Consider the following 26,077-nt stretch of genomic DNA (forward strand, 5'->3'; position numbering starts at 1 on the left):
GAGAGGGGCGCCGAATGACGAAGGTGCGGTTGCCGGATGGCACGGAGGTCCCGGCGCTCGGCCAGGGCACCTGGCATATGGGCGAGCGGGGCAGCGACCGGGGCCGGGAGGCAGCGGCGCTGCGCCTCGGCCTCGATCTCGGCATGACCCTGATCGACACGGCGGAGATGTATGCCGAGGGCGGCGCCGAGGAGGTGGTGGCCGAGGCCATCGCGGGCCGGCGGGACGAGGTCTTCCTCGTCTCCAAGGTCTATCCGCACAATGCCGGCGGCAAGCGGCTGGAGCAGGCGCTGGAGCGCAGCCTGAAGCGGCTGAAGGTCGAGACGATCGACCTCTACCTGCTGCACTGGCGCGGCTCCATCCCGCTCGCCGAGACGGTCGCGGGCATGGAGCGGGCGATCAAGGCCGGCAAGATCGCCCGCTGGGGCGTCTCCAACCTCGATGTCGACGACCTGGAGGAGCTCGGCCCGGCGCTCGCCGACTGCGCCGCCGACCAGGTGCTCTACAACCTGGAGGCGCGCGGGATCGAGTTCGACCTGCTGCCCTTCTGCCGCCGGCGCGGGTTGCCGGTGATGGCCTATTCGCCGGTCGGCCAGGGCGGCGCGCTGCTGCGGAACGCCGCGCTGCGCGAGGTCGCGGCGCGGCACGGGGTGACGCCGGCGCAGGTGGCGCTGGCCTGGACGCTGCGCGGGGAAGGGGTGATCAGCATCCCGAAGGCGGCGGATGCGGCGCATCTGCGGGAGAATGCCGCGGCGCGCGAACTGCGGCTCTCGGCGGCGGACGAGGCGGCGCTGGATGCCGCCTTCCCGCCGCCGAAGCGCAAGCGCTCCCTGGCGATGCTCTAGCGGCCTGCCGCCCCGATGCTTATGCGGCTCCTCGTCATCGCCCTGCCGATCCTCCTGCTCGGCCTCGCCGGCTATGCCGCCTGGACGGCCTGGAGCGCCGCCGGCGAGACGGAGATCGGGGTGCACGGGGTCATCGCGCTCATCCTCGGCAGCCTCTTCACCCTCGGCATCACCGCGCTGCTGATCTGGCTGATGCGGCTCAGCCATCGCCGCGGCTACGACCAGTAGCGCGACGGTCCCTAGCCCGGATGGCTGGCCACGCTGCTGCTGCTTGCACGGCGACGCCCAGGTCCTCGGTTTGACGATGCACGTGCCTGAGTCGACTGAGGTCTTCCACGCCGTGTTGGACGGCGTCGTGCCTCTGGTCGCGCTGTGCCGTGGGCCAGATATGCTCCAATCCGGAATTAGTGCGCTACGTCACAGGACGCGTCGGCATCCGAGGTGCCGCGGCTCAATTGACTTGCCGAAATTACATCCGCTGGAATACGATTAAATTCTGGCAATAGAAGGAGATGTAAGAGATTTATGCCAGCTTGCATGTTCAAAATAAACTAGAGAGACTATACCGCGAGGTTCTTCTTGTAATCGTCTAATATAATGAATTGCCTAGTTTTGTTTCTATATTTATCTATTCCAAACAAAAGAAAGCTTCATTTTTGTTGTGCATTACAAGATAAATTAGGGAGATCAAGATGCTCCAGGTTACAGTTGACGTCTTCTCAGGACGGCCGAACCCGAGCTGGGTTGTCGCCGACGAGGCCGAGGCACGCAGCCTGCTGCGCGAGTTCTCGCGGGAGCGCCCGTTGATGGCCGCCGCGCCGACTCAGGACGGAGGGCTCGGTCTGCGCGGCCTGCAGATCGAGCCGCTGAGCGACGAGCTGGACAAGGATTTTGGCCAAGCCGCTGCAGGCTACCTCAGGCTGGGCCCGCAGGCGACAGGGCGCGAGCGTGAATTGGCGGAGCGGGTCCTCGCCAGCATGGATCAGGGCTTGCCGACGGCGGCGAGTGCCGAGGCGCTGCCGCTCGAAACGCCGTTGCAGGAATTCCTGGCGCAACAGCTGGAGGTCGGCAGCCGCGTCTCGGCCACGGACTCCAGCGGCATCGCCGCGCCGGAGGCGGAGGAAGCCGCTGCCGTCGGGCCCGCGGTCACCTGCATGATCGAGCTCGGGGCCTTCAATCCGGGCTTCTGGAACAACGACCCGACGACTCGTGCACGCAACAACTGTTACAACTACGCCAGCAACAAGCGGACCAATACCTTTGCCCAGCCTGGCAAGGGCTGCGGGCGTATGTACACGGCGATCACCTGCGCCGAGATGACCCGGGCGTCACTCTGCGACGGGCTACACAGGCGCTTCGACTGCTTCCCGGATTCCGAGAAGCCGCGCTATCTCGTGGCCCTGGTCGTGGCCCCTGGCCCGGGCTTCGTGGATTTCCATTGGTATCGCAAGCAGAAGGAGGGCTTTTGGGGCCACAAGCCTGGCGGGACCGCGGCGCGCAACACTGACAATAGCGGCCGCGTCATCATGGATCCCAGCACATGCGATCGTGGGCCTTACACATTGTTCTGTGGCTATTTCTATACCTGCCGCAGTCAACGCATCGCCTAGGAGCGCAGCCGGCTATGCTCGAGATCGAAATTGACCTCTACAGCGGCCGGCCAAATCCGCGCGTGACACTGGCGCCGGCGACGGCGGTGGAGCTTTCCCGCCGCCTCGCCGCACTGCCGCCCAGCCCCGCGATCGGAGCCAACGAGCCCGGCCTCGGCTATCGCGGCCTCCTCGTCACCGGCCTGCCGGAGGCAGCGGAACTGCGCATCGCCGCAGGCCAGGTCACGCTGCGCGACCCCGCCGGGCATGCGAGCGCGCGGACCGATCCCGACCGTGCGCTGGAATACTGGTTGATCGAGACGATCAGCGCCGCCGCGCCGAGCAAGCTGCCGCCGGAGCTGCGCGACGCCCTGATCCGCTGACGCATTGCCGGCGACAGAGCGGTCGACCTGCACTGCGCCCGCGGGCCTGCAGGGTGCCACCTCCCATGCATTGAAATTAGAGAGGCAACCATGTCAGATCTCAGCCTTGCCACACCCGTAGAGACGCTGCTCACGCTGGCCGCGGAGAGCAACGGCGACTTCTTCACGGGCCGCCAGATCATCACCTTCCGCAACCGCGACACCAGTCAGGCAGACCGTATCGGCAGTCTGAGCGTCAGCGACGCCACGCGTGTTGCCAGCTCGAGCGACTTCGCCGAAGGCTTGGTGGACTTCAACGCGCTCGGCGATGCGGACTACGTGGTATTTGATGAACTGAACATCGCGGTTTCCTCGGGTCGCCAGGAAGTGGCGAGCCAGGTCTCGAGCCTTTCGGTCAATGCAGCCGAAAGCTCGATCCTGGCGGTGGAGCCGGAGATCTTCGTCTTCTCCCTCCAGGGCGCCGCGGAGTACCTGCGCGGCTTCAGCGCCGCGGTGGAGCGCATCCGCCAGGACTTGGCACCCGGCGGCGCCCTGCAGCCGGGAGCTGAGTTCGAGGACAACGCCGCGCTAGCGGCGGCGACCTGGGGCCTGATCGCAACACGCGCCGCGAGCAGTGCCTTCTCCGGGCGCGGCATCAAGGTGGCGATCCTTGATACTGGCCTTGACATGAATCATCCGGATTTCCGCGGTAGGCCTATCGTCTCGCAGTCCTTCGTCACGGGCCAGCCGCCGCAGGACGGCAACCGGCACGGCACGCACTGCACCGGCACGTCCTGCGGGCCGAAATCGCCGCCCGGTCAGCCGCGTTACGGCATCGCGCACGAGGCAAGGATCTTTATCGGCAAAGTGCTGTCCAACTCCGGCTCCGGAACCAGCGCGGGCGTGCTGGCCGGGATGAACTGGGCAGTCGCCAATCGCTGTGACGTCATCTCGATGTCGCTCGGTGGCGCCGGTGGGCCCTTCGCCTACTACACCCAGGCTGGGCAGGCTGCACTGAACGCCGGCTGCCTGATCATCGCCGCTGCCGGCAATGCGAGCCGGCGGCCGGCCACCATCGCGCCAACGGGTGCGCCTGCGAACTCGCCGACCATCGTCTCGGTGGCTGCGCTGACCCAGGCTCTCGCCGTTGCGCCGTTCTCCTGCGGCGGCAAGGTGGACATCGCCGGTCCGGGCGTGGACGTGTTCTCGTCCGTGCCGATGCCGGTGCGCTACAGCACGCTGACCGGCACCAGCATGGCGACGCCGCACGTCGCCGGCTGCGCAGCCCTGCTGGCGCAGTCCAATCCTGCCTTCCGCGGCACCGCCCTGCGCGCCGCGCTACTGCGGTCGGCCCGGCGGCTACCGCTGCCCGCTTCCGACGTCGGAGCCGGTCTGGTGCAGGCGCCGTAAGCCGTCGGCCCTGCCGCCTGCCGCTTGCGCGCGCCAGGTGGCAGGGCCAGATCCCACCGGAAGGCGGGAGGACCCGGGCGCATCATGCAGACCCGCAGCGTTAGGTTGTTCGTCCTGGGCGCCGTCTTCCTGGCCGGGCAGGCGACTGCCCAGCTGCGCGGCGCTCCTTCGGAGGCAAGAATGGATCCGGTTACCGTGACACTGACACCTGGCGCCGACCTGGACCGTGCCGCCGCCGCGCTGGAGGCGCAGGGCGTCGTCATCGAGCAGCGCCTACACCAGCTCGGCATCCTCATCGGCAAGGCGCCGGCAACGCAAATTGACCAGCTGCGAACGCTTCCGGAGATCGCCGACATCTCAGGTGAGCACCAAGTTCACACGCAGGGCAAATGATGCCGACGGATCGGCTTCTTGACCGATCCAAGGCTCCGAACAAGGCTCGGGCAAGCCGGAGGTTTGCGCCCGGTGTAAGGCGGTGTGCCAGATAGGGATCGTTGATGGGTCACCCTTAACGGTCGTTGGGACAAGATCCGCGGCGAGAGCGGCATGGTTCCGGCAAGGCGGTCCTCCACGCGCCCCGGCGTGATCCGTTCACGCCGGCTCACGGCCTGCCCGCCCGCCCGCTCTCCTCCGGATCGATGCGCCCGGAGCCTGGTGTCCTGATCGCGAAGCTCGTGGGTTCACCCACGAACGCAGCGGACCAGCGGGCCGCTAGTGCATCACCTCCGGCAGCGGCTGGTTCACCAGGTTGAGGTGCAGCCGCCGCACTGCCCCCGCCACCGCCACATCCAGCCCTGGCCGGCCGTAGAAGCGGCCGCGGATGTGCAGGCAGGCGGCGATGGCGCGCAGGAAGGCATCCGCCAGATCCGGCTCGGGCGACGGGGCTTCGGTCCAGAATGCGTCCGGCGCTCCCTGCCAGGCGAGGCCGGGGATCTGGTAGATCGCCCGCCCGAGCGCCAGCACCGGTCGCCCCAGCGCGATCGCCTGCACCGCCAGGGTGCTGTTGATGGTGACGACGCCGCGGCTGGCGAGGATCGCCGGATCGGCTGGCAGCGCGCCGTCCAGCAGGTGCACCCGGCCCTCGATGCCGGCCTCGGCGGCGATCTGCCGCAGCCGCGTGCCCCAGCGCTTCAGCCCGGGATCGAGCGGATGCACCTTCACCAGCAGCCGCCCCTCGGGCGGCGCGCCGCGGGCGAAGCTGCCGATCACCTGGCGCAGCGCCGCGTCGTTGTTCGGGAAGTCGGAGTAGGCGCGGATGGAGTAGTCGTTCTCCATCTGCATGGCGAAGAGCCAGAGCGGCCCGCGCGGCGCCAGCTCGGCCAGCGCCTGCGCCGCCCGCGCCGTCTGCCGCGGCCGCCGCAGCAGCCGCAGCCCGGTGCCGAGATAGGCCGGCACCGGCGCGTGCAGCAGGTAGCTCTCGTAATGCGGGAAGGGCAGGGGCAGCAGCGAGGCGAGGTGGTGCAGCATGTCCCAGCGCGCCTGCAACGCGAAGTCGTCGCCGTAGCGATGCGCGAGGTCGGGCGCGGGGCAGCGCTCGGCGAGGGCGCGGATCGCCGCCGGGTCGCGCGGGAAGCGGCTCTCGGCGCCCATGCCGTCGCGTTCGAAGACGATCCAGTCGGGGCGGATATAGCCGTAATCGGTCACCGTGACGGCGACGCCGCGCTCCCGCGCCGCGGCGATGGCCGCCTTGTGGTAGGGCCGCTGCTCGCCGAGCAGGACGAGGTCGGTGATGCGCTCGCGCTCGAGCACCCCGGCGACGAAGCCCGGCCAGTCGCGCGTCCGGCCGCGATAGTCATGCGCCGCGCTGCCATCCCAGAACAGCCGGTCGCCGAGGCAGAGATTGATCCGCCGCGTCGCATGGCCGAGCTGGCGCAGCCCCGCGGCGAGCTCGGCGAAGAAGGGGCTGATCGGGCCCTGCAGGAAAAGGAACCGGCGCGGCGGCGCGGGCGGGAGGGGCGGCATGGCCGCATCTGGGCGGCAGTCCCTTGCGCACAGATTGATTTCTGAACAGAAATCTCAACCTCAAGCGGCGGTGCCACACCGCCAGGCCGCGGCGAGGTCGGCCAGGCCGACCAGGCGCCGGCCGCGTGCGGCGAGGTCGCGCAGCAGCGCCGGCGGCGGGAAGGGGCAATAGGGCAGCAGCGGCGCCGGCCGCTCCTGCGCCGTGCCGGCGGCGAGCGCGGCCAGCACCTCGTCCAGCAGCGGCAGGCCGGCGAGGTGCAGCGCCCGCGCCGCGGCGCTCGCCGTCAGGCCGGGCGGCAGCGCCACCGCGCATTGACCGAGGATGCCGCCGGCATCGATGCGCGGCGCCAGCCGATGCACCGTGACGCCGAAGCGCGGCTCCGGCTCGGCCATGGCCCAGAGCACCGGCACCGGCCCGCGATGCCGCGGCAGCAGCGAGGGATGCAGGTTGATGCCGCCGAGCGGCGCCAGGGCCAGCGTCTCCGGCGCGAAGATCTGGTCGAAATGGCAGGAGAGGATGAGGTCCGGCCGCGCCGCCCGCAGCGCCGCCGCGGTCTCCGGCCCATTCACCTCCCGCACCGCATGCAGCGGGATGCCGTGCGCGGCGGCGAGCCGGTCGAGCACGGTCGGGCCGGGCCGCAGCCCGGGCAGGGCGTAGTTCGCCCAGAGGAAGGGCAGCAGCCGCGGCCCGGAACGGCGCAGGTGCCGCCAGCCCTGGCGCAGCGGCCCGCCGGCGCCGGGGCGGAAGGCGGCGGAGCGGCCGATCAGCACCACCTCGGCGGCGTGGCGCCGCAGGAAGCGCGCCACCGCCTCGGCGCTCGGCGCCGCTTCCAGCGTGAAGAGGGCGATACGCACAACTATATCCCCACGACGTCGCTGCGCGCCGCCGCGGGGGCCCCGTGATTCGCGAAAGGGCCCAGGGGCGTCACGGCCTGCCGCGGCTTTGCCGCGGCAGGGCTGCGGGAGAAGGCAGGATCGGGCACCTGCGTGCTCACACCGCGCGGGCGAGGGGCGTGCCGTCGCGGGCGGCGGCCATGGTGGCGACGGTACGCAGGATCTCCTCCTCCGTATGCTCGGCCGAGAGGAAGAAGCGCAGCCGCGCGGCGCGTTCCGGCACCACGGGGAAGAGGATCGGCTGCACGTTCACCCCCGCCTCGAACAGCGCCGCCGCCATGCGTGCCGCGGCGACGGAACTGCCGAGGATCACCGGCACGATGCCGAGGCCGGCCGAGGGGCCGGTGTCGAACCCCGCCTCGCGCGCCACCGCCAGGAACAGCGCCGCATTCGCCTGCAGCCGCTGCACCCGCCACGGCTCCGCCTGCATCACCCGCAGCGATTCGAGCGAGGCGGCGGCGAGCGCCGGCGCCATGCCGACGGAATAGACGAAGCCGGGCGCCGCATGCCGCAGCAGGTCGATCAGCACCTGCCGGCCGGCGATGTAGCCGCCGCAGCCGGACAGCGTCTTCGACAGCGTGCCCATCCAGATATCCACCGCATCCGGCGGCACGCCGCAATGCTCGAAGCTGCCGCGCCCGGTCTCGCCGAGCACGCCGAGCGCATGCGCCTCGTCCACCATCAGCAGCGCGTCGTGCTGCCGCACCATCTCGGCGAAGCGCGCGAGGTCGGGCGCGTCGCCATCCATGCTGTAATGGCCCTCGATGACGATCAGCGCCCGGCCGTGCCGGCGCCGGTTGGCCGCCAGCTCGCGCTCGGCGGCGCGCCAGTCGTTGTGCGGGAAGGCGATGCGCCGGGCGCCGGAGAGCCGCGCCCCCTCGGCGGCGCTGTTGTGGATGAGCTGGTCGTGCAGGATCAGGTCGCGCGCGCCCATGATCTGGCCGATCACCGTGACATTCGTCGCATGGCCGCTGACGAAGGCGAGGCAGGCCTCGGCCGCGTAATTGGCGGCGAGCGCCGCCTCCAGCGCCGCATGCACCGGCCGCTCGCCCGAGGCGAGGCGGGAGGCGGAGGCGGAGACGCCGTGCCGGTCGATCGCCGCCTTGGCCGCGGCAGTGATGCGCGGATCGCCGTTCAGGCCGAGATAATTGTAGGAGGCGAAGTTCAGGTAGGGCGCGCCGCCGATCGCCGTGCGGGCGCCGGCGACGCCCTCATGCGCCCGGAAATACGGGCTTTCCAGCCCGAGCGCGGCGCCGGCCTGGCGCACCATCTCGAGGTCGCGCAGCCCCGGCAGGGTGGCGAGGTCGCGGCCCGGGCTCTCCGCAGGCGCCGCCTCCGCCGCCTCGCCGCTGCGCCGCGACAGGCGCTGCAGCAGGGCGGCGCGGGCATTGGCCGAGAGGCCGAAGCCCTGCCTGGCGCCGCCGCTCATGCCGCCCTCACGGCCGGTTCCGCCGGGGCGGGCGGCTCATGCGCCGCGAGCATCGCTTCCACCGCCGCTTCCTCCGAGGCCTGGGCGTTGCGCAAGCTGCCGGCGAGCCGCCTCGCCAGGCTGTCGACGGTGAGCGTGTCGGTCACCGCCGAGAGCGGCACCGGCATGCCGAGCCGCTGCTCCAGCCCGAGCCGCAGCTCCATGCCGCCGAGGCTGTCGAGGCCGAGGCCGCTGAGCGGCGCCTCGGCCGGCACCGCGCCCGGCGGCAGCCGCAGGATGCGGCCGAGCTCGGTGCTCAGCGCCTCGCGCAGCAGGCCGAGCGCCTCGGCCTCCGGCGCCGCCCGCAGCCGCGCCTTCAGGTCGGCGGCATCGCCGGCCGGCGCGGCGGCGCCGCGCACCGCGGCGAAGCAGGGCTCGTCGAGGATGGCGAGCGCGGCGCGCGCCTCGCCCCAGGCGAGCCGGGCATGGCCGAGCACCGCCGGCCCCGGGGCGGACCCGGCCTCCAGCAGCGCGGGCAGGGTCGCCAGCGCCTCGGCGGCCGGCAGCGGCGTGGCGCCGAGGCGGCGGGCGAGGATGGCGGCGGTCGCCGCCTCCCCAGCGAGCATCCCGGCATCGGCGATCGGCCCCCAGGCCACCACCTGCGCCGGCCGGCCGGCGGCGCGGCGGCGGCGGGCGATCGCCTCCAGCCCGGCATTGGCGGCGACATAGGCGCCCTGGCCGGGATTGCCGACCGCGACCACCGCCGAGCCGAACATCAGGAACAGCGCCAGCGGATCCTCGGCGGTGAGGGCGTCGAGCGATTCGGCGACCGCCAGCTTGGCCGCCAGCACCTCCGCCACCCGCGCCGGCTCCATCGCCGCCGCCGCGCCATCGGCCATGCTGGCCGCGGCATGCACCACGCCGCGGATCGGCGGCAGGCCGGCGCGGATGCCGCGCAGCGCGGCGGCGAGCGCGGCCGGGTTGGTGGCGTCGCAGGCGACGGGCGTGACCGCGGCCCCTTGCGCCGCCATCTCGTGCATCGCCGCCTCGAGGCCGGGCGTCGCCGCGCCGCGGCGCGACAGCAGGGCGAGGTGCCGCACGCCCTGCGCCGCCAGCCAGCGCGCCGTGGCGAGGCCGAAGCCGCCGGTGCCGCCGACCACCACCACCGTGCCGCGGGCGGCGTCGCGCAGCGGCCGGACGCGACGCGGCAGGGCGGCCGGCGCCGGCGGCCGCACCACCAGCTTGCCGATATGGCCGCTCGCCTGCAGCGTGCGGAAGGCGGATTCGACCTCGGCGGCGGCATGCTCGGTCGCCGGCAGCGGGCGGAAGCGGCCCTGCTCCAGCCGGTCGGCGATGGAGCGCAGCAGCCGCGAGGCAAGCGCCGGCCGCGCCCGCGGCAGCTCGTCCACATCCACCGCGAACCAGGTGACGTTGCGTCGCATCGGCCGCAGCGCGACGCGGCGGTTCTCGGCGAAGTCGCGCTTGCCGAGCTCGAGGAAGCGGCCGAAGGGGCGCAGCAGCGCCATGGAGCGCTCCATCGCCTCGCCGGCCAGCGAGTTCAGCACCACGTCCACGCCATCCGGCCAGTGGCCGCGCAGCGCATCGGCGAAGCCGGGATCGCGGCTGTCGAGCACCAGCTCGGCGCCGGCGGCGCGCAGGAAGGCGCGCTTCGCCGGGCTGCCGGCCGTCGCCGCGACGCGGGCGCCGGCGCCCAGCGCCACCTGCAGCGCGGCGAGGCCGACCGCCCCGGCGCCGCCATGCACCAGCACGCGCTCGCCCGGCTCGATCCGCGCCAGCTCCTCCAGCGCATGCACCGCGGTCATGAAGGCGACCGGCACCGTCGCCGCGGCGCCGGCCTCGATGCCGGCGGGCAGCGGCGCCAGCGCCTCGGCGCGGGTCACGGCATGGGTCGCCAGGGCGCGCGGGGCGACGCCGAAGACCCGGTCGCCGGGGCGGAAGGGCACGCCCTCGCCCACCGCCTCGACGATGCCGGCGCATTCCATGCCGAGGCCGGGGCCAGCGAAGCCGGGCAGCAGCGCCTCCTCCGGCAGCAGGCCCTGCGCCCACATCAGGTCGCGGAAATTGAGCCCCGCCGCCTCGATGCGGAGCGCCACCTCGCCTCGGCCGGGGGCCGGCAGGTCGAGCGGCGCCCAGTGCAGCGTGCCGAGCTGGCCGGGCTGGCGGATGCGCAGCAAGGCCGGCCCGGCGGGCGGCGGCGGCGGCGGCAGGCCGGGCTGCAGCCGCGGCACCAGCCGGGCGGCGCGGGTGAGCGTGACCTCGGCCTCGCCATCCCCCTCGGCCAGCAGCTCGCCAGCGAGGCGGCGCGCGGCGGCCTCGGTCGGCAGGCCGGGATCGAGGTCGATGCGGCGGGGCTTCAGCGCGGGATGCTCGTTACCGAGCACGCGGCCGAGGGCGAAGAGGGCGGCGGCGGCGGGATCGTGCTGCCCCCGCCCAGGCTGCCCCCGCTCGGGCTGCTGGCCGCCGCGGGTGACGAGGCGGAAGCCGCTCGCCGCGGCCTCCGCCGCGGCGGCGAGGCGGCCGAGCGCGGCGAGGCTGGCGGCGAGCTCCGTCCCGCCGCCGGCCAGCGCGACCACCAGGCTGCCCTGCAGCGCCGATGGCGGGGTGCGGGCGGCCTCGGCCAGGTCGTGCTGGGCGACGGTCGCGCCGCGCCCCTGCAGCACGGCGGCGAGGGCCGGGCGGAAGCCAGCCATCGCCGCATCGGCGAAGAGGGCGATGCGGCGCAGCGTCGGCGCCGCCAGCACCGCGGCGCCCTCCGGCGCGCGGGCGGCGAGCAGCGCCGCCGGCCAGGGCGCGGCGGCGAGCGTCAGCGCGCTGCCCTCCTCCCAGCCCGCGGCGGCGAGCGCGGCCTGCCAGGCTTCCAAGCCAGGCAGCGGCGAGGCGCCGCCCGGCGCCGACCACCAGCTCGGATCCTGGCCGCAGCAGAGATCGAGCAGCGGTCCGGGCAGCGGCTCGACCAGCAGCAGCGCCGCGCCGGGGGCGGCGGCCTGGCGCAGCGCCTCCGGCAGCAGCGGGCCGGCGCGCAGCCGGGCACCGGGGGCGAGGCCGATGACGAGGTCGGCGGCGAGCGGCGGCGGCTCGCCGCCGAGCGGGTCCCAGCTCGCCGCGGCATAGTCGAGATTGGCCGCCGGCGCCGGCAGGCCGGGCGCTGGCCGGCCGGGCAGGGCGGCGGCGGCGAAGCGCACATGCCGGCCCGAGGCGGCGAGCGTCGCGGCGAGCCGGGCGGTCAGCGGGCCGGGACCGGCACCGACTTCCAGCACGCGCAGCGGCAGGCCGGCGGGCCAGGCATTGGCGAAGGCGGCGACGGCCTCGGCCAGCACGACGCCGAGCCGGGCCTGGCCGGCGCCCTGCGGCGGCGGATCGGCGGCGAGGGCCGCCTCCGCCGGCGCCTGCCAATCGGTGAGCGCCTGCGGCAGCCGCTCGGCGGCGAGCGCCACCCAGGCGAGGTCGGCGGCGAGGGCGGGCTGTTCCAGCAGCACCTGGCGCCAGATCTCGACCGCCGGCGGCAGGTCGGCATCCGGCACCGGGCGCAGGCCGGCGGGGCCGGGAGCGGCGAGGCCGCCCTTGGCCAGCTCCTCCAGCAGCGCCCGCGCCTGCGGCCCGCCAGAGGGGCTTGCCGAGAGCGCGGCATGCGCGGCGGCGGCGGAGAAGCCTTCCAGCAGGATCGAGGCCTCGCCGAGATCAAGCGCCGCATCCTGCCGCCGCGCCGCTTCCAGGCTGGGAGCGAGGGCGGGACGCCTGGCGCCGTCCTGGCCCGGCAGGGGCAGGCTCGGCTGCAGGGCGACGTGGAAGGCACCCTCGGCGGCATCGGCGCGGCCGGGCAGGCGGATGCGCTGCAGGGTGCAGCCCTCCAGCACCGCGACCGGCGTGCCGAGCGCGTCGCGCAGCAGCAGCTCGGCCGCCGCGCTGCGCTCGCCGCGATGGGTCAGCCGGATCTCGGCGGATTCGATCGGCCCGGCGCCGCGGCGGCAGACCAGGCGGGAGAGCCGCACCGGGACGAGGCCGCTGCCGGCCTCGGCCGGTTGCCCGGCGAGCAGCCCGACCAGCCCCTGCAGGGCGCCGTCGAGCCGCGCCGGGTGCAGCAGCCAGGGGCCGTCGGCGGGCGCCGCCACCGGGCCACGCAGCCGCACCACGGCGCGGCCGGCGCCGGCATCGATCACCGCATGGTCGAGGGATTCGAAGGCCGGCCCGTAATGCAGCCCGGCGGCGAGGGCGAGGGCGCGCACCGCCTCGCCCTCCAGCGGCATGCCGTGCACCGGCGCTGGCGGGCCGGACGGGGGCAGGTCCGGCAGCACCGCCAGTTCACCCTCCAGGTGCAGCGTCCAGGGCTCGGGCGTGAGGCGGCGGCGGGATTCGAGGGTGAAGCGGCCGGCGGGGTCGAGCCGGGCGCGCAGCTCGCGCGCCTGCTCCGCCTCCAGCGGCAGGGGCTGGTGGATCGCCGCCTCGCGCAGCTCCAGCGCCGGCGCCTCCGGATGCCGGCTGCGGATGGCGGCGAGCGCCATCTCCCACATCGCCGCGGCGGGCAGCACCGCCTGCCCGGCGAGGCGGTGGTCCGCCAGCCAGGGATCGAGGGCGGTGTCGATGTGGCGGGTCCACTCGCCAGGTTCGGCGCCGTGCCGGAAGCCGAGCAGCGGATGCTCCTCGACCGGGCCGATGGCATTCGCGGCCTCGGTGGTCGGGGCGTACCAGGTAGGCTGCCGGTCGAAGGGCGTGTGCGGCAGGCCGCGCCGCGCCGCTGGGCCGGCGAAGGCCGGGCCGGAGCGCGGATCGGCGCCGAGGATCCAGGCGCGGTCGGCGATGCCGGGGAAGGGATCGGGCGCCGGGTCGCGGCGCGACAGGCTCGGCAGCACCGCCGCCTCCGCCTCGGCGGCGCGCAGCGTCTCCCGCAGATAGCCCTGCAGCACCGGGTTGGGGCCGATCTCGAGGAACAGGCAGGGCCCCTCGGCGAGGGCGCGCTCCATGCCGGCGCGGAATTGCACCGGCTCGCGCAGGTTGCGCCACCAGTAGTCGGCGGTGCAGTCCTCCGGCGCCAGCGGCGCGCCGGTGACGGTCGAGATCATCGGCCGCCCCGGCCGCGTGGCGGCGAGGCCGGCGAGGTCGGCCAGCAGCCCCTCGCGCAGCCCGTCCATGGCGGCGCTGTGGAAGGCGTAGTCGAGATCGAGGCCGACGAAGCTCCAGTGCCGCTCCGCCGCCGCCTCGGCGAGGCGGGCGAGCAGCGGCGCCGGGCCGGCCACGGTGAGGCTCTCGGGCGCGTTGACCGCGGCGATCTCGACGCCGCGGCCCGCGATGGCGCCGAGCCCGGCCAGCACCGGGCGGGCCGCCTCCACCGAGACGCCGAGCGCGGCCATGCGGCCCTCGCCGCGGGTGGTGGCCTGGTGCCGACTGCGGGCGGTGACGAGGCGGGCCGCGGTGGCGAGGGGCAGCAGCCCGGCGACGGTCGCCGCCGCGACCTCGCCGACCGAGTGGCCAAGGCAGAGGGCGGGGCGGATGCCCTCGGCGGCGAGGGCGGCCACGATGCCGAGCTGCATGGCGAAGAGCAGCGGCTGGGCGACCTCGCTGCCGGCGAGCTCCTCGGCGGTGACGCCGGCGGCGAGGCGCGCCGCGACCGACCAGCCGAGCAGCGGGGCGAGGGCGGCATCGGCCTCGGCGATGGCGGCCGCGAAAGCCGGGTTGGCGGCAAGCTGGGCCTGGCCCATGCCGGGGAAGGGCGCGCCGTTGCCGCTGAAGACGAAGGCGATGCCCTGGCCGGGCGCCGCCTGGCCCTGCACCGCGGTGGGAGCGGGGGCTTGCGTCGCCTCGCCTGCCTGCCAGGCGGCGAGACCGGCGGCGAGGCCCGCCGGATCGGCGCCGCGCAAGGCAAGCCGGTGCGGCCAGGGGCCGCGATGCCGCGCCGCGCCGCGCAGCAGCATCGGCAGGGCCGCGGCCGGGCTCGCCTGCAGCCGCGCCTGCCAGGATTGCGCCAGGGCGCGCAGGGCGCCGGCGCTGCGGGCCGAGAGCAGCAGCGGCGGCAGCGGGGCGGGCGTCTCCGCCACCGGCTTCGGCGCCGGCGCGGCGCCGAGCAGCACGCAGGCATTGGTGCCGCCGAAGCCGAAGCTGTTCACCCCGGCGACGGCGCGCTGGCGGTTCGGCAACGGCTCGAGGCTGGTGGCGACGCGCAGGCCGAGTCCGGCGAAGTCGATGGCCGGGTTCGGCGTCTCGTGGTGCAGCGAGGGCGGGATCCGGCCCTCCTGCAGCACCAGCATCGCCTTCAGCAGGCCGGCGATGCCGGAGGCCGGCTCGGTATGGCCGATATTGGTCTTCACCGAGCCGATCGGCAGCGCGGCGCCGCCGCGGCGGCGGCCGATGGCGTTGCCGATCGCCGTCGCCTCGATCGGGTCGCCGGCCGCGGTGCCGGTGCCATGCGCCTCGAAATAGCCGATGCGCGCGGGGTCGATTCCGGCCTCGGCCAGCACCTGCTCGAGCAGCGCCTGCTGCGCCGGCTGGCTGGGCAGCGAGATGCCCATGGTGCGGCCGGCGGCGTTGACGCCGCTCGCCAGGATCACGCCGCGGATCGCATCGCCATCCGCCAGGGCGGCGGCGAGCGGCTTCAGCAGGACCAGGCCGGCGCCCTCCGCCCGCACATAGCCGTCGGCGCGGGAATCGAAGGCGTGGCAGCGGCCACGGGGCGAGAGCATGCCGGCGCGGGCGAAGCCGATGAAGGGATAGGGCGAGAGCAGCAGGTTCACGCCGCCGGCCAGCGCGATGGGGGCGCGGCCGGCGCGCAGCGCCTCGCAGGCGAGGTGCAGGGCGACGAGGGAGGAGGAGCAGGCGGTGTCGATGGTCTGCACCGGGCCGCGCAGGTCGAAGACGTTGCCGATGCGGTTGGCGAGGATCGACAGCGCGCCGCCGGTCATGAAGTAGCGGTCGGCGGCGGCAGCATCGGCCTGGCGCAGGTCGCCGAAATCGGTCAGCGAGCCGCCGACGAAGACGCCGGCCTGGCTGCCGGCGAGCGCGCCGGGAGCGAGGCCGGCATCCTCCATCGCCTCGGCCGCGACCTCGAGCAGCAGGCGCTGCTGCGGATCCATCTCGGCGGCCTCGCGCGGCGAGATGCCGAAGGCGCCGGGATCGAAGCCGGCGACGTCGCCGAGCGTGCCGGCAGCGAAGGTGTAGGACTTGCCCGGCTCGCCGCGCCGCGGATGCAGGAAGGCGGCCTGGGCGAAGCGGTCGGCCGGCACGCTGGTGACGGCATCCCGCCCCTCGGCGAGCAGGCGCCAGTAGGCGGCGAGGTCCGGCGCGCCCGGCAGCCGGCAGGCGGCGCCGATGATGGCGATGGGCCCCGGGCCGCGCCGCGCCGCGCCGTTCGTCATGCCCGCGCTCATGCTGGCGTGGCGCCGGCGAGGGAGGGCTCGCCGCGAGGGCGCCGCGGGGACTCGGGGAGCATCGGCTCCGCCTCTGCGGTCACATGCGCAAGCAAGGCGTCCACCTCATCGAAATGCGCGCTCCAGCTCGGCGCCGTCCAGCCCGGCAGGCGGGCGAGCTGGGCGGCGCGGGCGGGGCTGTCGGGCTCGGCGTAGTCGAGGATGGCGCGGCGCCAGCCGGGGCCGTCGAGCGGGTCGAGATAGTCGGGCACGGCGCCGCCGACCTCGCGCAGCGCCGGAAGGTCGCTGCAGAGAACGGGCACGCCGAGGGCGAGCGCCTCGGCGACCGGCAGGCCAAAGCCCTCGGCGAAGCTCGGGAAGAGCAGGGCGCGGGCGCCGGCGAGCAGCGCCGTCATCTCGGCATCCGGCACCGCGCCGAGCTCGCGCACCGGGCCGCGCAGCGCGGTGCAGCGCTCGAGCAGGTCGAGCACGTTCTCGTTCTCCCAGCCACGGCGGCCGCAGAGCAGCAGGCGCGGGCCGCGGCGGCCCTCGGCGGCGAAGTCGCGCCAGAGATGCAGCAGTAGCTGATGGTTCTTCCGCGGCTCGACGGTGCCGATGCAGACGAAATAGGGCTCGGTCGGCAGGGCGGGTGCCGGGGCGCGCATCGCCCGCGTGCCGAGCGGCGCGATGGCGATCGGCGGCACGCGGCCATGCGCGGCGAGATGGTCGAGCAGCACGGATTCGGTGGCCGCCGAATTCACGATGATGCCGTCCGCGAGCGCCGCGGTGTTGGCGATGCGCGCGGCGTGCCGGGCGATCTGCGGCACCCGCGTGTATTCCGGATGGGTGAGCGGGATCAGGTCGTGGATCAGCGGCACGAAGCGCGCCCCGGCCTGGCGCAGTGCCGCGATCGGCGCGCGCTGGTCGAGCGCGTGATGCGAGACGAGCAGGAAGACGGCGCCCGGATGGCGGCGCAGCCGCGCGCGCAGCGCGAGTCGGCCGCCGCCGCGGGCAAGCCGGCCCTGCAGCGACAGGGCGATGCGCTGCGCCCGGCGCAGGCCGCGGCGCTGCGGCGTGCCACGGTCCCAGACCTCGTCGAGGGCGTCGAGCAGGGCGGCCACGCCCTCCCGCGGCAGGGCGGCGAAATGCCCCCAGACGCTCTGGGCGGTGAAGGTGCAGTCCTCGGCCGGCCGCGCCAGCCAGCGGCGGGCATAGGCGTATTCCACCCGTTCGATGCCGGAGGGAGAAGTGCGATGCACGCAGAGCAGAAGACGCGAAACGTCGAGGAGGACGTGCACGGGGGCCCCATTCGCTGTGCCGGACGGCGCTGCACGGGCGAGGCGCCCCGGTGGTCCGGCCAGCCGCCCGAGGTTTCGGGAGGCCGTGTCCGGCAGGGCCGATCGATCGGGATGCCTCATCGGATTTCTTGCTGAACTGTAACGGAATTGTCAACCAGATGGAGAAATGCCGCCCTTTGGTTGATGGTCATTTGACACGCGCCGGCCCCGGCCCATCCTGGCCGGCGCGCGAGCGGGAGAGAGGGTGCATGGGCGTGTGGAAGCGGGCGATGCCGCCGGAGCAATATGCCGCGACGCATGCGGGGACGCTGCCGAGCCTGCTCGGCATCCGGTTTGTCGAATGGGGCGAGGATTTCGCCCGCGCCACGATGCCGGTCGACGAACGCCACATCCAGCCGGCCGGCATCCTGCACGGGGGCGCCAGCGTGGTGCTGGCGGAGACGATCGGCTCGACCTGCGGCGTGCTGGCGCTGGAGGAGGGATGGACCGTGGTGGGGCTGGAGGTGAACGCCAACCACCTGGCGCCGGTGCACAAGGGCGACGTGGTGGAGGCGCTGTGCCGGCCGCTGCAGCTCGGCAGCAGCGTGCAGGTCTGGCACATCGAGATCCGCCGCGGCGATGGCCGGCTGAGCTGCGTCTCCCGCCTCACCACCGTGGTGCGGAAGCTGCGTGCCGGGTGAGGGGAGGCGACGGGGGGCTGGGGCGTGCCGTGGCGGGCGGGGGCAGGCCATACCGGCTCCTCATCCGCGGCCGGCATCCTGCCCCGCGTCTCGAGGGAGAGGTTGCGTTAGAAATGCTTACTGGCAGGTTGCCCTGCTGCCAGGGGGCGTGTCCGGCCTCGGGCGCCCGACGTGAAGGGGTTGCGCGGCGGGGGGCGAGCCGTTAGACAGCGCGGGCTTCCGGGCCGGTCCGCTGCCGTAGCTCAGTGGTAGAGCACTCCCTTGGTAACAAAGTGCTCTACGGTTGGGTTCCGCTAGGCGGTCGAATGGGTTAGAAGCCTACGTGTGTCGGATATCCTCTCTGGAAAGAGAGACTACGAAAGGTCGTATCGGTACGCTGCCGTAGCTCAGTGGTAGAGCACTCCCTTGGTATCATTGCCTCGCCCGGCGGAAACGCCGGGACGTAAACCGCCCAAAGTCGGGGAAACCTTCCGGCGCGAGCCGATGGCAATCCCGAGCCAAGCCCCGAAAGGGGAAGGTGTAGAGACTAGACGGGTGGCACCTAAAGGCTTCGGCCCACGGTGAAGGGATAGTCCAGACCACGAACCCGAAAGGGGCGACGAAAGTCGAAGTGGTTTGAAGGGAGAGGTCGAGAGTTCAATCCTCTCTGGCAGCACCATCGCCCGCCTCACGATCCTTCAGCACGATCTCCACGCGCCTGTTCTGTGCCTCGGCGACATTGGGCCGAGTCGGAATGAGCAGCCGGCGCGCGCCGTATGCCGCGACCCGGATGCGATCTTCGGGAACGCCTTGCGCTTTGAACTCGGCGACAACCGCATTAGCGCGTGCTTCACTGAGCGCCTGTGCTCCGCGACGACCTTCGCGGGTGTCGGTGTGGCCCGCGATGTCGATCACTGCGCCGGGAATCCTTGACCAATTTTGGGCAGCCTCGGCGATGATCTCTTTCGCGCGGCTCGTTAGAATGGCCGAATTTGAATCGAAGAAGACCAGATAAGTTCGCGCCGGAGGGCGAGGACTGACTGGCGCGGCGATCGGCGGCATGGGCGCTGGTTCACGTTCGATCGGTGGCCAGGGTGTGCCAGACTGAAGGGCACGCTGCAGAAGTTCACCCATTCTATTACCGAACAGATAGGACCTTAAAAGGTCTTCCGAAGCGTCTTCCTTCCCCAGATATTTTCGAATTGCGCTCACTGCCGCCGCTGCACGCCGTTGACAGGCTTCCGAAAAATCATTTTGGCATGGCCCAAACTGCTGCTCGATCTCTTGGAAGCGCTCCAAGCTTGCCTTGTCAAAAAGCATAGCCATCTTCAAGTTATCTACGTAAGACTGTAAAATGCCAACTTCTGGGTCTCCAGGCTTTAACTGTAGTGAATCAAAAACTGCTTGGGTGCGCAGCGTTCGTTCGGCCTGTTCCGCCTGATCCCGAGCGCTTCGACGAACTGCCTCGACCTGCTCCTGGGCGTTCCGTCTGACAGCTTCGTTCTGGTCTTTTTGAGACGAAAAATTCAGGTAACCAATAGCGCCAGCCAGCCCGATCCCGGCAACGAGTTTGCCGATGATATCGGCCTTGTCCCACCCATCCTTCTTTTTCACATCGTGATCCCGCCCAGTAGGTTTGGGAGGCCGGCGCGCGATCTCAAACCACGACATCAGCCAAGCACCTGCTCGATCCGCACCAGCTCATAGTCCGTCGCCCAGCGGATCAGCTTGCTGTTCCCGTTCCTGGTCGGCTCATAGCGCAGCGACATCATCCCGATCCCTGGCGGCACGGCATAGAACCTCTCGCCGGCTGGATAATGGGCGACGATGACGTCGCAGTCCGTGTTCGAGAGCTGCTTGACCCGCTTTCCCCGGCCGACCATCGAATAGCCGGGGACGACGATGGTCCCGTTGGGCTTGCCATGAAACAGGCCGATCCTGGCCGTCTTGACCTGGATGCGGCTGTACCGGCCTTCCCAGTGCGCCACCATGTCGAAGCTGTGGTCGTGGCCCACCGGGACCAGCACGGCGGCGCCAAGCTCGATCAGGCGGCGCTGGACTGCCAGCTCCGACATCAGGCCGCGCTGGGTGGTCTTCACCGCATGCGCCGCACCCGGATCTTCGCTTCGCCTACCGGCTGGGCGATCCGTCCGATGGCCGAGGTCGCCGCGACCAGGGCATCCGGGGAGTAATGGCCGTACACCTTCTGGATCATGGTGACATCGCTATGACCGAGGATGCCGGCGATCTCCCACATCGGCACCCTGGCCTGCGCCATCCAGGTTGCGGCGGTGTGGCGGAGGGTATGCGGGGTCACATTCTCCAGCCCGGCCCGGCGGCAGGCAGCGCGAAAGCCGGTCTTGATGCTCTTCACCGGCGCGCCGGCGAACTCGACGACATAGTCGGATTGGGCGAGTTCGCGTGCCGCCAGCAGGGTCGCCGTCAGTTCCGGCGATATCGGGACACCGCGCGCCCGGCCTTTCCGGCCCGCCCCGGCGCCATAGTCGATCCTGCCATTCTCGAGATCGACCCGGGTCCAGGTCAGGCCGAGGATCGCCCCAGACCGTGCCCCGGTGTGGAGACCGAGGGTGACGAACACCCGGATATGGAAGTCGCCGCAGGCTTCGATCAGGCGGGCGGCCTCGTCCCGCGACAGCCAGCGGTCGCGCGGGGCCACGGACGCCGGGACCTCGACATAGGGGACATCGGCGATCCACTTCTCGTTCTTCGCCCAGCGCAAAGCGGTCCGGAGGAGGCCGAGCTCGCGGATGATCGTGCCGTCCTGCACCGGCTTCCTCCGCCTGGCGCCCGCCGGGCCGACCTCAAAGCCTTCCTCGCGCCGCTGGCGGGTGTACTGCCTGCAAATGTCGCGGGTCAGGAGATCGGGGATCAGGTCGCCGAGGTGACGCTTAAGGGCGACCGTTGCGAAGCCAAGGCTTTCCGGCGCGGCGAGCGGTCGCTCCAGGTTCTGGGCCCGGTCGGCCTGATAGCCGTTGAGGATTTCGGCGATGGTCGGGACATCCGGCGCCTGCGGCTTGCCCCAGCCGGCCTCGAAGGCCGCTAACGCCTTTCTCGCTTCATGCTCATCGCCTGTGCCCGTCGAAACACGGTGAGCGCGTCCTTCCCACCAGAACTCGATGCTGTAGGCGGCGTAGCGCTTGATGAGCTTAAAGCTGGGGCGGGCGAGCTTGGAGCGTGCCATTGTGCGGCCTCGTAAGCCTCGACATCCTCGCGGCGGATGCGGATGGCCGATCCGATCCGCAGATGACCCAGCCGCCCGGACGCAATGAGATTGTAGACGTGAGTCTGGCTGACCGACCAGCGAAGGGCCAGACTCGAAACCGTGAAGTGGGCGGCTGGGGTCGTCATGTTACGACACCTTGGCGCAGTTCACCTCGGCTTGCAGCGCGACCAGGTGCGCCATGTGCAGGAAGTCGACGACCTTCAGATGGTCCGGCGTCGTGGTGTGGAGGGCGTGCACCTGAAAGGCGTGGCCGATCAGCAGATGCAGCACTGTGCGTACGTCGGCGCGATCTGCCGCAGCCTTATGGATGAGATCGATCAGATCGTCTTCGAACATCTCGTTGGCGTCCATCGTAGCCTCCTTCCAATGCGTGGAAGTCTAACCACTCCCTCTCAGACATAGCCTGGACATCAGATCACCTCGAATCCAACGATCTCCGCCTTTCCATCCCGCTCGGCACGATCGAACACCTGGCGCTTTGCCTCGTCGGACAAGACCAGCTTGGCCCTCGACAAAAGAGATTTGAGCCAATCCTGATCACCCGGATGAACCAGTATGCACATTGGGAACGTGCCCCTGATGTCTGCGGGGGCTTTGCGAAATTCCACCGACACAATGGTATGCATGGCGCTCTCCTGTTTCGTGTGGGACATCACCGCTCCCAACCATGACCGTCAGCGCGGTCCGGCGTGCTGAGCGCCCTGGCCAGATCCTCGGCGGAGGGTTGCTGCTGGAACGTCGAAAGGTCGGGAAGCGTAGGTTCGGCGACGCGGGTGAACTCGGTCTGCATGTCCTGGCCCGCTTCCCAAGCCCGCAACTCCTTCTGCTCGGCGCGCTCCTGCTGCTTGTGTTCGGCGCTTTGTGCCTTGAACGCCTTCGAGTAGGCCGCGCGCGCGGCATTCAGCTCCTTGTTCATCTCCTTGTTTAGTTCCTTGGCCGCGATGCTGCGCGGCACCCGGCTCAGAATATCCTTGGCGTGTTCGGCAAGGGTCTTCCCTGCGCCAGCGATCTTCTGGTGATCGGTCATCGTCCGATGTACCCGGTCGGGCAGGGTGTGCAGGTTCTGCTTCAGGGCGGCGGCCAGCTTCATCCATTCCCGCTTGCGCGGCTTGCCTTTGAAGGCCCGTTCCTGCTCGCCGATGGCGTGCAGCGCCGGCACGAATTTCATTCGGATCCGCAGCATCTTCTCCGTGTGCTTTGTGCGGGCTTCCCTCCTGTCCTGGTGACGCTTGAGGCGGGCGGCGTGGTGCCGCTTGTTGATCTCCTCGCGCGTCTCCCGCGGCTTGGCCTTACGGTCCAGCTTCGGCTTCTCCTTGGCCGGTTCCTTGGCCGGCTCCTTCGCCGGCTCGACGGTGTAATTCCCGCTCTTGAGGATTGCTCGCAGCTCTTCGAAGCCCTTACCGATGTCGAACTGGTCTTTCTCGAATTCCATCATCCTCTCCATCTTGGCTGCGCGTTTTGGGGTTCTGATCTCGTGGGCGAGCTCGTAGCGGTGCGCCCAGCGGCTCAGCTTGCGGCGGTCATGGGACAGGTCGGCCATCCGGCCGGTCGTCGGATGGACCGCGTTGACGATGAGATGGACGTGGCGATGCTTGCGCTCGGTATGCTCGACAATGACGCACTGATGGTCCTGCAAGCCCATCTCGGTCAGGACCGACTTCGCCGTATCCAGCATGTGCGCCTTGGTCGGCTTCTCGTCCGGGTGCCAACTCAGGCTGATCGTGTAGATCGGCTTCTCCGGGACGCGACTGGTGATCCGGCCTTCCAGGCGCGCCCGCAGGAGAGGAGCGGCTGCGACGGTGATGTCCATCTCAAGCGCGGCATTGGGCCCGACATTGAGATGCGCGACGAAGCCGACGCGGTCCCTGCCCTTGCCGTCCTTGTCGTGTGTCGCGTAGCCGATGGCCTTGGACGCGCTGGCGCCACTGTTGGTCTGGACGATCATCTGAGCATGGCGATCACGCCAGCGATTCGCTCGGCGACGGCAGGATGCTCCAGAGCGATCCGCGCCAGGTCATGCAGGGCGAGAGGATTGACCGCCGGCCGCTCCACTCCGGCGAGGTGGGACCTGACGTAGGCCGAGACCGTCAGGCCGGCGGAAAAGGCGGCGTTCTCCAGCTCGGCCATCTCGGCGTCGTTCAGGCGCACGGTGATGGGGAAGGCGCGTTTATCGGCCTTATGAGGTCGTCCGCCCCGGTTTTTGTTAGACGAAATCATACCTTGAAAGTCCGATGCCGGTCCGACCTCTAAACCATCATTGCGGACAAAGACTGGACATTACCGATACGGGGCGTCTCGGATGGGATTAAACGATGGTTCGGCTGGGGAAAATATAGGCGATGCACATATCCATAACCCGCCGGAGTGCCCGCAAGAGGCATGACGGAGGCGGGTTGTGGAGATGTGTGCAGGCGGGGGAGTGAGGGCGTTTAAACAGCTTCCGGACGCGGCGTGAATCTGGTCACCGTCTCCCGCTGGAAGCCAAGGCATTCAGCAAGCCGGTCCGTCATTGGCTCCCGGCCATTCAGAACATTGCTAACAAAGCCAGCCGCAAATGAATGATTGCGCGCAAACGCTCGAACGCCACCAGCGTCCACCGTGGCTTTCTTCAAAAGCTTTATGATCTCAGGTTCCTTCAGCGCGCGGGCCATGTATCCTCATTAGCTATACGACCATTATAAGCACAAAAAGAACGCAATTTAATTTCGTATTTTGTGCTTCTGAAGTGACGTTTAGTTGGATACGATACAGCCATTAAACTTGTAAAGCGCATAGACGCAGAAAGAAGGAGATTATGGGTACCCGTGGTGCATTTGGCTTTAGAGTGAACGAACAAGACAAATTATTGTACAATCATTTTGACAGTTATCCGGAAGGGTTGGGCGAGGACATGATTGCTTTTGCCCGGAAGATTGCGACCGACGTTCCGAAATATCGATCCTTAGCGGAAAACCTTCGAATGGTTGATCCAGATTCTACGCCGGATATTGAGACCGTCGAAAGGGCCGCACAAGCTGGTTTACATGATTTGACTGTCTCTAACAGATCAACAACAGATTGGTATTGTGTTCTTCGCAATCTCCAAGGTGAACCCGAAAAAACGCTGGAGTTCGGCATTGCTACCAGTGGCGGAAACGACTTCGTGGCAGATTCTTTATTCTGCGAATGGGCATATATCATCAATTTCGACACTGGCGAGATTGAGATTTACAAGGGGTTCAATACGGACCCTGCCGCCGCCGGGAGATATGCAAGCCTAAAGGATAAGGGCGATGGCGTCGAATATTTTGGCGTCCGCCTTCTTGGAACCTTTCCCTTGTATGACATCCCCGAAGATTGGCAGGGCAAGCTTTTGCCGCCGAATGTGGACGAAGAAGCCGCATAGACGATGCGAATAAAACAACGCAATAAAATGTCGCGTATAACGCTTTGCTTTTAGTGTTAAGCGTTATACGATACATACAGATAAACAAACACAAAGAGGAAACGCCAATGACCCGCGCCGAACAAATCAAATCCCAAATGGACAATATGCTTTTGTCCCATGATGCCCTGTTCACCGTACCTGCTCTGGCCGCTGAATACGATGCCCTGTCTGCTGAACTGCGGGCCTTGAACCGTGGTGAAGCCTATAAGCCTTACGACATGAAACGGGCAGGGCTGGAAGCGAACGTCACTTTCGCGGCAAACAAGGTGCGGGATGAACTGCATAAGCTGCGCTGGCTGCTCAAGGTCGGCGGAACGGCTGAAAACCTTGCCTATGGTCGTGAAGGTGTCGCGCTGTTCTGGGACCAATACCGGGCGGCTCGTCGTGAACTGGTAGCGGCATAAGGGGGCGGGGATGACCATTCAGCAAGCCGCCGAAGCCCTGCACCAAACCTGCATTGGAGCCGGTGAGGTTTATGCGAGCGTGAAAGCCAACATCAACGCCAGCCAAGACCGAGATATAGCGGAAATGAGGATAGCAACCTGCCATCACTTCCCGCCGATCCCGGACCGTCGTTATGACTGGTCTGCCTGCTATGAAGGAACCGAAGAAAGCGGACCTTTCGGATGGGGACCGACGAAATATCAAGCCGTGCTCGACCTGATAAACAACCATGATCGCCCGGGGAATTGAGGCATGAGCTTAGACCGCTGCAAAGCCTGCTGCACCATCGTCGATACCGATCTGGACGATGAAGCCTATGACTTCGATGTATGCCTCTGCGGCGGGTGCCGCGAGGGCCGGGTGATCGACCCGTGACCCGCAAGCTGACTATCTGGGAAGCGTTGGCCGTCAAGCTTGGCCGGGAACCAACACACGCGGAAGCCTGCGCCGAGGTGAGGCGTATTCTGAAGGGGCCAACGTGGGGAAACTGTCACGGCAACGGCGACCGTGAGGGAATGTTTAAACGCCCTGGGGGAGAGAAGCAGGGGCGATGATAGTTACGACAACGTTTAATCCTGGTAGCTACTGGCAGTTCGGCGCGGTTGGTCGTTGGAAGTATGTCGCCAAGGTCTACGATGTTCCGTCGAGCTTCGGTATCGCTGGTGGTCGCATCTCGGTTTTATCGCTGACCAATGCCGCCGGGCGCGAAGTGCTGAACTATAATCGGGGCTGGGATGCCAAGCCTAAATTTTATCAATTGCGATTGCGACGCGCGGTGCGGGCCGTGCTGAATGAATATCGATAGACCGTGCAAACGCCCTGAGGGGCAGGAAGAAGGAGACGATGAACGCCGAAGACATTAGAGCAAACCATTATGCCCGCCTGAACGATTACCGCAACACCCGCGAATATGCGGAATGGTATCGATCCATTAGTGGTGAGCCGCCCGCTGGAGAGCGCCCGTCATTGCTCGGGCAACGCTGGGAAATCGACGAAGCCATTTACGACGAATTTTTGAACATGATGCCGCCCCTGCATTGGCGCGGTGGGTCCTTCTATTGCATGGAAGAATGCTTCGACGATTACCATGCGAAGTTCAGCCGCGAAGGGGGTCAATATTTCTGTGAATATGCACGGTTGCCGCGTCCTGCTGGGCCGGCGCTGGAGCTATAGGACGTTT

General features: G+C 69.6%; 26 protein-coding genes and 1 pseudogene. 13 read left to right on the plus strand and 14 right to left on the minus strand.

Features of this window, described 5'->3' with window-relative positions:
• The first annotated feature begins 14 nt into the window (after positions 1-14).
• The 6 genes from HJG45_RS08570 to HJG45_RS08595 all read left to right on the plus strand — a co-directional run bounded on the left by HJG45_RS08570 (position 15) and on the right by HJG45_RS08595 (position 4,599).
• The gene (locus HJG45_RS08570) at positions 15-845 is read left to right on the plus strand and encodes an aldo/keto reductase (RefSeq protein WP_171611666.1); all 831 of its coding nucleotides are present in this window, start codon (positions 15-17) and stop codon (positions 843-845) included.
• Between the two features lie 15 nt (positions 846-860).
• Positions 861-1,073 (plus strand): hypothetical protein, encoded by a 213-nt coding sequence (locus HJG45_RS08575; RefSeq protein ID WP_171611667.1) that lies wholly within the window; start codon positions 861-863, stop codon positions 1,071-1,073.
• A 464-nt stretch (positions 1,074-1,537) separates the two neighbouring features.
• Positions 1,538-2,455: a hypothetical protein gene (locus HJG45_RS08580; protein WP_171611668.1), complete on the plus strand. Its 918-nt coding sequence runs from the start codon at positions 1,538-1,540 to the stop codon at positions 2,453-2,455.
• Between the two features lie 14 nt (positions 2,456-2,469).
• Positions 2,470-2,817: a hypothetical protein gene (locus HJG45_RS08585; protein WP_171611669.1), complete on the plus strand. Its 348-nt coding sequence runs from the start codon at positions 2,470-2,472 to the stop codon at positions 2,815-2,817.
• 90 nt (positions 2,818-2,907) lie between these two features.
• Complete coding sequence (locus HJG45_RS08590; RefSeq protein ID WP_171611670.1) at positions 2,908-4,206, plus strand: S8 family serine peptidase; 1,299 nt, start codon at positions 2,908-2,910, stop codon at positions 4,204-4,206.
• A gap of 84 nt (positions 4,207-4,290) precedes the next feature.
• Positions 4,291-4,599, plus strand: a complete 309-nt coding sequence (locus tag HJG45_RS08595; RefSeq protein ID WP_171611671.1) for a hypothetical protein — start codon at positions 4,291-4,293, stop codon at positions 4,597-4,599.
• Between the two features lie 318 nt (positions 4,600-4,917).
• Here the strand turns inward: HJG45_RS08595 and HJG45_RS08600 are convergent, their stop codons facing one another.
• From HJG45_RS08600 to HJG45_RS29375, 5 genes are all read right to left on the minus strand, one after another.
• The gene (locus HJG45_RS08600) at positions 4,918-6,168 is read right to left on the minus strand and encodes a capsule biosynthesis protein (protein ID WP_171611672.1); all 1,251 of its coding nucleotides are present in this window, start codon (positions 6,166-6,168) and stop codon (positions 4,918-4,920) included.
• Positions 6,169-6,228: 60 nt separating this feature from the next.
• On the minus strand, positions 6,229-7,023 hold the full coding sequence (locus HJG45_RS28635; protein ID WP_171611673.1) for a formyltransferase family protein: 795 nt from the start codon (positions 7,021-7,023) through the stop codon (positions 6,229-6,231).
• 136 nt (positions 7,024-7,159) lie between these two features.
• On the minus strand, positions 7,160-8,491 hold the full coding sequence (locus tag HJG45_RS08610; protein ID WP_171611674.1) for an aminotransferase class I/II-fold pyridoxal phosphate-dependent enzyme: 1,332 nt from the start codon (positions 8,489-8,491) through the stop codon (positions 7,160-7,162).
• Positions 8,488-15,834 carry a type I polyketide synthase gene (locus HJG45_RS08615; RefSeq protein WP_171611675.1) on the minus strand — a complete coding sequence of 2,449 codons (7,347 nt, stop codon included), beginning with the start codon at positions 15,832-15,834 and terminating at the stop codon, positions 8,488-8,490. The genes HJG45_RS08610 and HJG45_RS08615 overlap by 4 nt, the downstream gene beginning before the upstream one ends.
• Positions 15,835-15,842: 8 nt before the next feature.
• Positions 15,843-17,123 carry a glycosyltransferase family 1 protein gene (locus HJG45_RS29375; RefSeq protein ID WP_217362867.1) on the minus strand — a complete coding sequence of 427 codons (1,281 nt, stop codon included), beginning with the start codon at positions 17,121-17,123 and terminating at the stop codon, positions 15,843-15,845.
• A gap of 248 nt (positions 17,124-17,371) precedes the next feature.
• Here HJG45_RS29375 and HJG45_RS08625 point away from each other — a divergent pair, with 248 nt between their 5' ends.
• Positions 17,372-17,803, plus strand: coding sequence for a hotdog fold thioesterase (locus HJG45_RS08625; RefSeq protein ID WP_171611677.1), 432 nt, complete (start codon positions 17,372-17,374; stop codon positions 17,801-17,803).
• A gap of 636 nt (positions 17,804-18,439) precedes the next feature.
• On the opposite strand, the gene HJG45_RS29380 is transcribed toward HJG45_RS08625, so the two are convergent.
• The 9 genes and pseudogenes from HJG45_RS29380 to HJG45_RS08665 all read right to left on the minus strand — a co-directional run bounded on the left by HJG45_RS29380 (position 18,440) and on the right by HJG45_RS08665 (position 23,677).
• Entirely contained in the window at positions 18,440-19,396 is a 957-nt protein-coding gene (locus HJG45_RS29380) for an OmpA family protein (RefSeq protein ID WP_171611678.1), read from the minus strand.
• A 56-nt stretch (positions 19,397-19,452) separates the two neighbouring features.
• A complete protein-coding gene (locus HJG45_RS08635; protein ID WP_171611679.1) occupies positions 19,453-19,881 on the minus strand; it encodes a group I intron-associated PD-(D/E)XK endonuclease in 429 nt (142 codons plus the stop codon).
• On the minus strand, positions 19,878-20,984 hold the full coding sequence (locus HJG45_RS08640; protein ID WP_171611680.1) for a site-specific integrase: 1,107 nt from the start codon (positions 20,982-20,984) through the stop codon (positions 19,878-19,880). The genes HJG45_RS08635 and HJG45_RS08640 overlap by 4 nt, the downstream gene beginning before the upstream one ends.
• Positions 20,985-21,001: 17 nt before the next feature.
• Positions 21,002-21,151: pseudogene (locus HJG45_RS29385) on the minus strand (helix-turn-helix domain-containing protein); the annotation flags it as partial.
• Position 21,152: 1 nt separating this feature from the next.
• A complete protein-coding gene (locus tag HJG45_RS08645) occupies positions 21,153-21,377 on the minus strand; it encodes a hypothetical protein (RefSeq protein WP_171611681.1) in 225 nt (74 codons plus the stop codon).
• A 59-nt stretch (positions 21,378-21,436) separates the two neighbouring features.
• On the minus strand, positions 21,437-21,652 hold the full coding sequence (locus tag HJG45_RS08650; RefSeq protein WP_171611682.1) for a hypothetical protein: 216 nt from the start codon (positions 21,650-21,652) through the stop codon (positions 21,437-21,439).
• 26 nt (positions 21,653-21,678) lie between these two features.
• Entirely contained in the window at positions 21,679-22,971 is a 1,293-nt protein-coding gene (locus HJG45_RS08655) for a relaxase/mobilization nuclease domain-containing protein (protein WP_171611683.1), read from the minus strand.
• A complete protein-coding gene (locus tag HJG45_RS08660) occupies positions 22,968-23,243 on the minus strand; it encodes a plasmid mobilization protein (protein WP_408902016.1) in 276 nt (91 codons plus the stop codon). Before HJG45_RS08660 ends, HJG45_RS08655 begins: the two co-directional genes overlap by 4 nt.
• A 212-nt stretch (positions 23,244-23,455) precedes the next feature.
• The gene (locus tag HJG45_RS08665; RefSeq protein WP_171611685.1) at positions 23,456-23,677 is read right to left on the minus strand and encodes a hypothetical protein; all 222 of its coding nucleotides are present in this window, start codon (positions 23,675-23,677) and stop codon (positions 23,456-23,458) included.
• Positions 23,678-23,820: 143 nt separating this feature from the next.
• On the opposite strand from HJG45_RS08665, the gene HJG45_RS08670 reads away from it, so the two are divergent.
• The 6 genes from HJG45_RS08670 to HJG45_RS08690 all read left to right on the plus strand — a co-directional run bounded on the left by HJG45_RS08670 (position 23,821) and on the right by HJG45_RS08690 (position 26,070).
• Complete coding sequence (locus tag HJG45_RS08670) at positions 23,821-24,411, plus strand: hypothetical protein (RefSeq protein ID WP_171611686.1); 591 nt, start codon at positions 23,821-23,823, stop codon at positions 24,409-24,411.
• Positions 24,412-24,518: 107 nt separating this feature from the next.
• Positions 24,519-24,857, plus strand: a complete 339-nt coding sequence (locus tag HJG45_RS08675) for a hypothetical protein (protein ID WP_171611687.1) — start codon at positions 24,519-24,521, stop codon at positions 24,855-24,857.
• Between the two features lie 10 nt (positions 24,858-24,867).
• The gene (locus HJG45_RS08680) at positions 24,868-25,146 is read left to right on the plus strand and encodes a hypothetical protein (protein ID WP_171611688.1); all 279 of its coding nucleotides are present in this window, start codon (positions 24,868-24,870) and stop codon (positions 25,144-25,146) included.
• A gap of 3 nt (positions 25,147-25,149) precedes the next feature.
• On the plus strand, positions 25,150-25,272 hold the full coding sequence (locus tag HJG45_RS29185; protein WP_302479722.1) for a hypothetical protein: 123 nt from the start codon (positions 25,150-25,152) through the stop codon (positions 25,270-25,272).
• A gap of 175 nt (positions 25,273-25,447) precedes the next feature.
• Positions 25,448-25,702 carry a hypothetical protein gene (locus tag HJG45_RS08685; RefSeq protein WP_171611689.1) on the plus strand — a complete coding sequence of 85 codons (255 nt, stop codon included), beginning with the start codon at positions 25,448-25,450 and terminating at the stop codon, positions 25,700-25,702.
• Between the two features lie 38 nt (positions 25,703-25,740).
• Positions 25,741-26,070 carry a hypothetical protein gene (locus HJG45_RS08690; RefSeq protein WP_171611690.1) on the plus strand — a complete coding sequence of 110 codons (330 nt, stop codon included), beginning with the start codon at positions 25,741-25,743 and terminating at the stop codon, positions 26,068-26,070.
• The last annotated feature ends 7 nt before the right edge of the window (positions 26,071-26,077 follow it).

The organism is Roseicella sp. DB1501, assembly GCF_013112485.1.
Classification (GTDB): Bacteria; Pseudomonadota; Alphaproteobacteria; order Acetobacterales; family Acetobacteraceae; genus Paracraurococcus.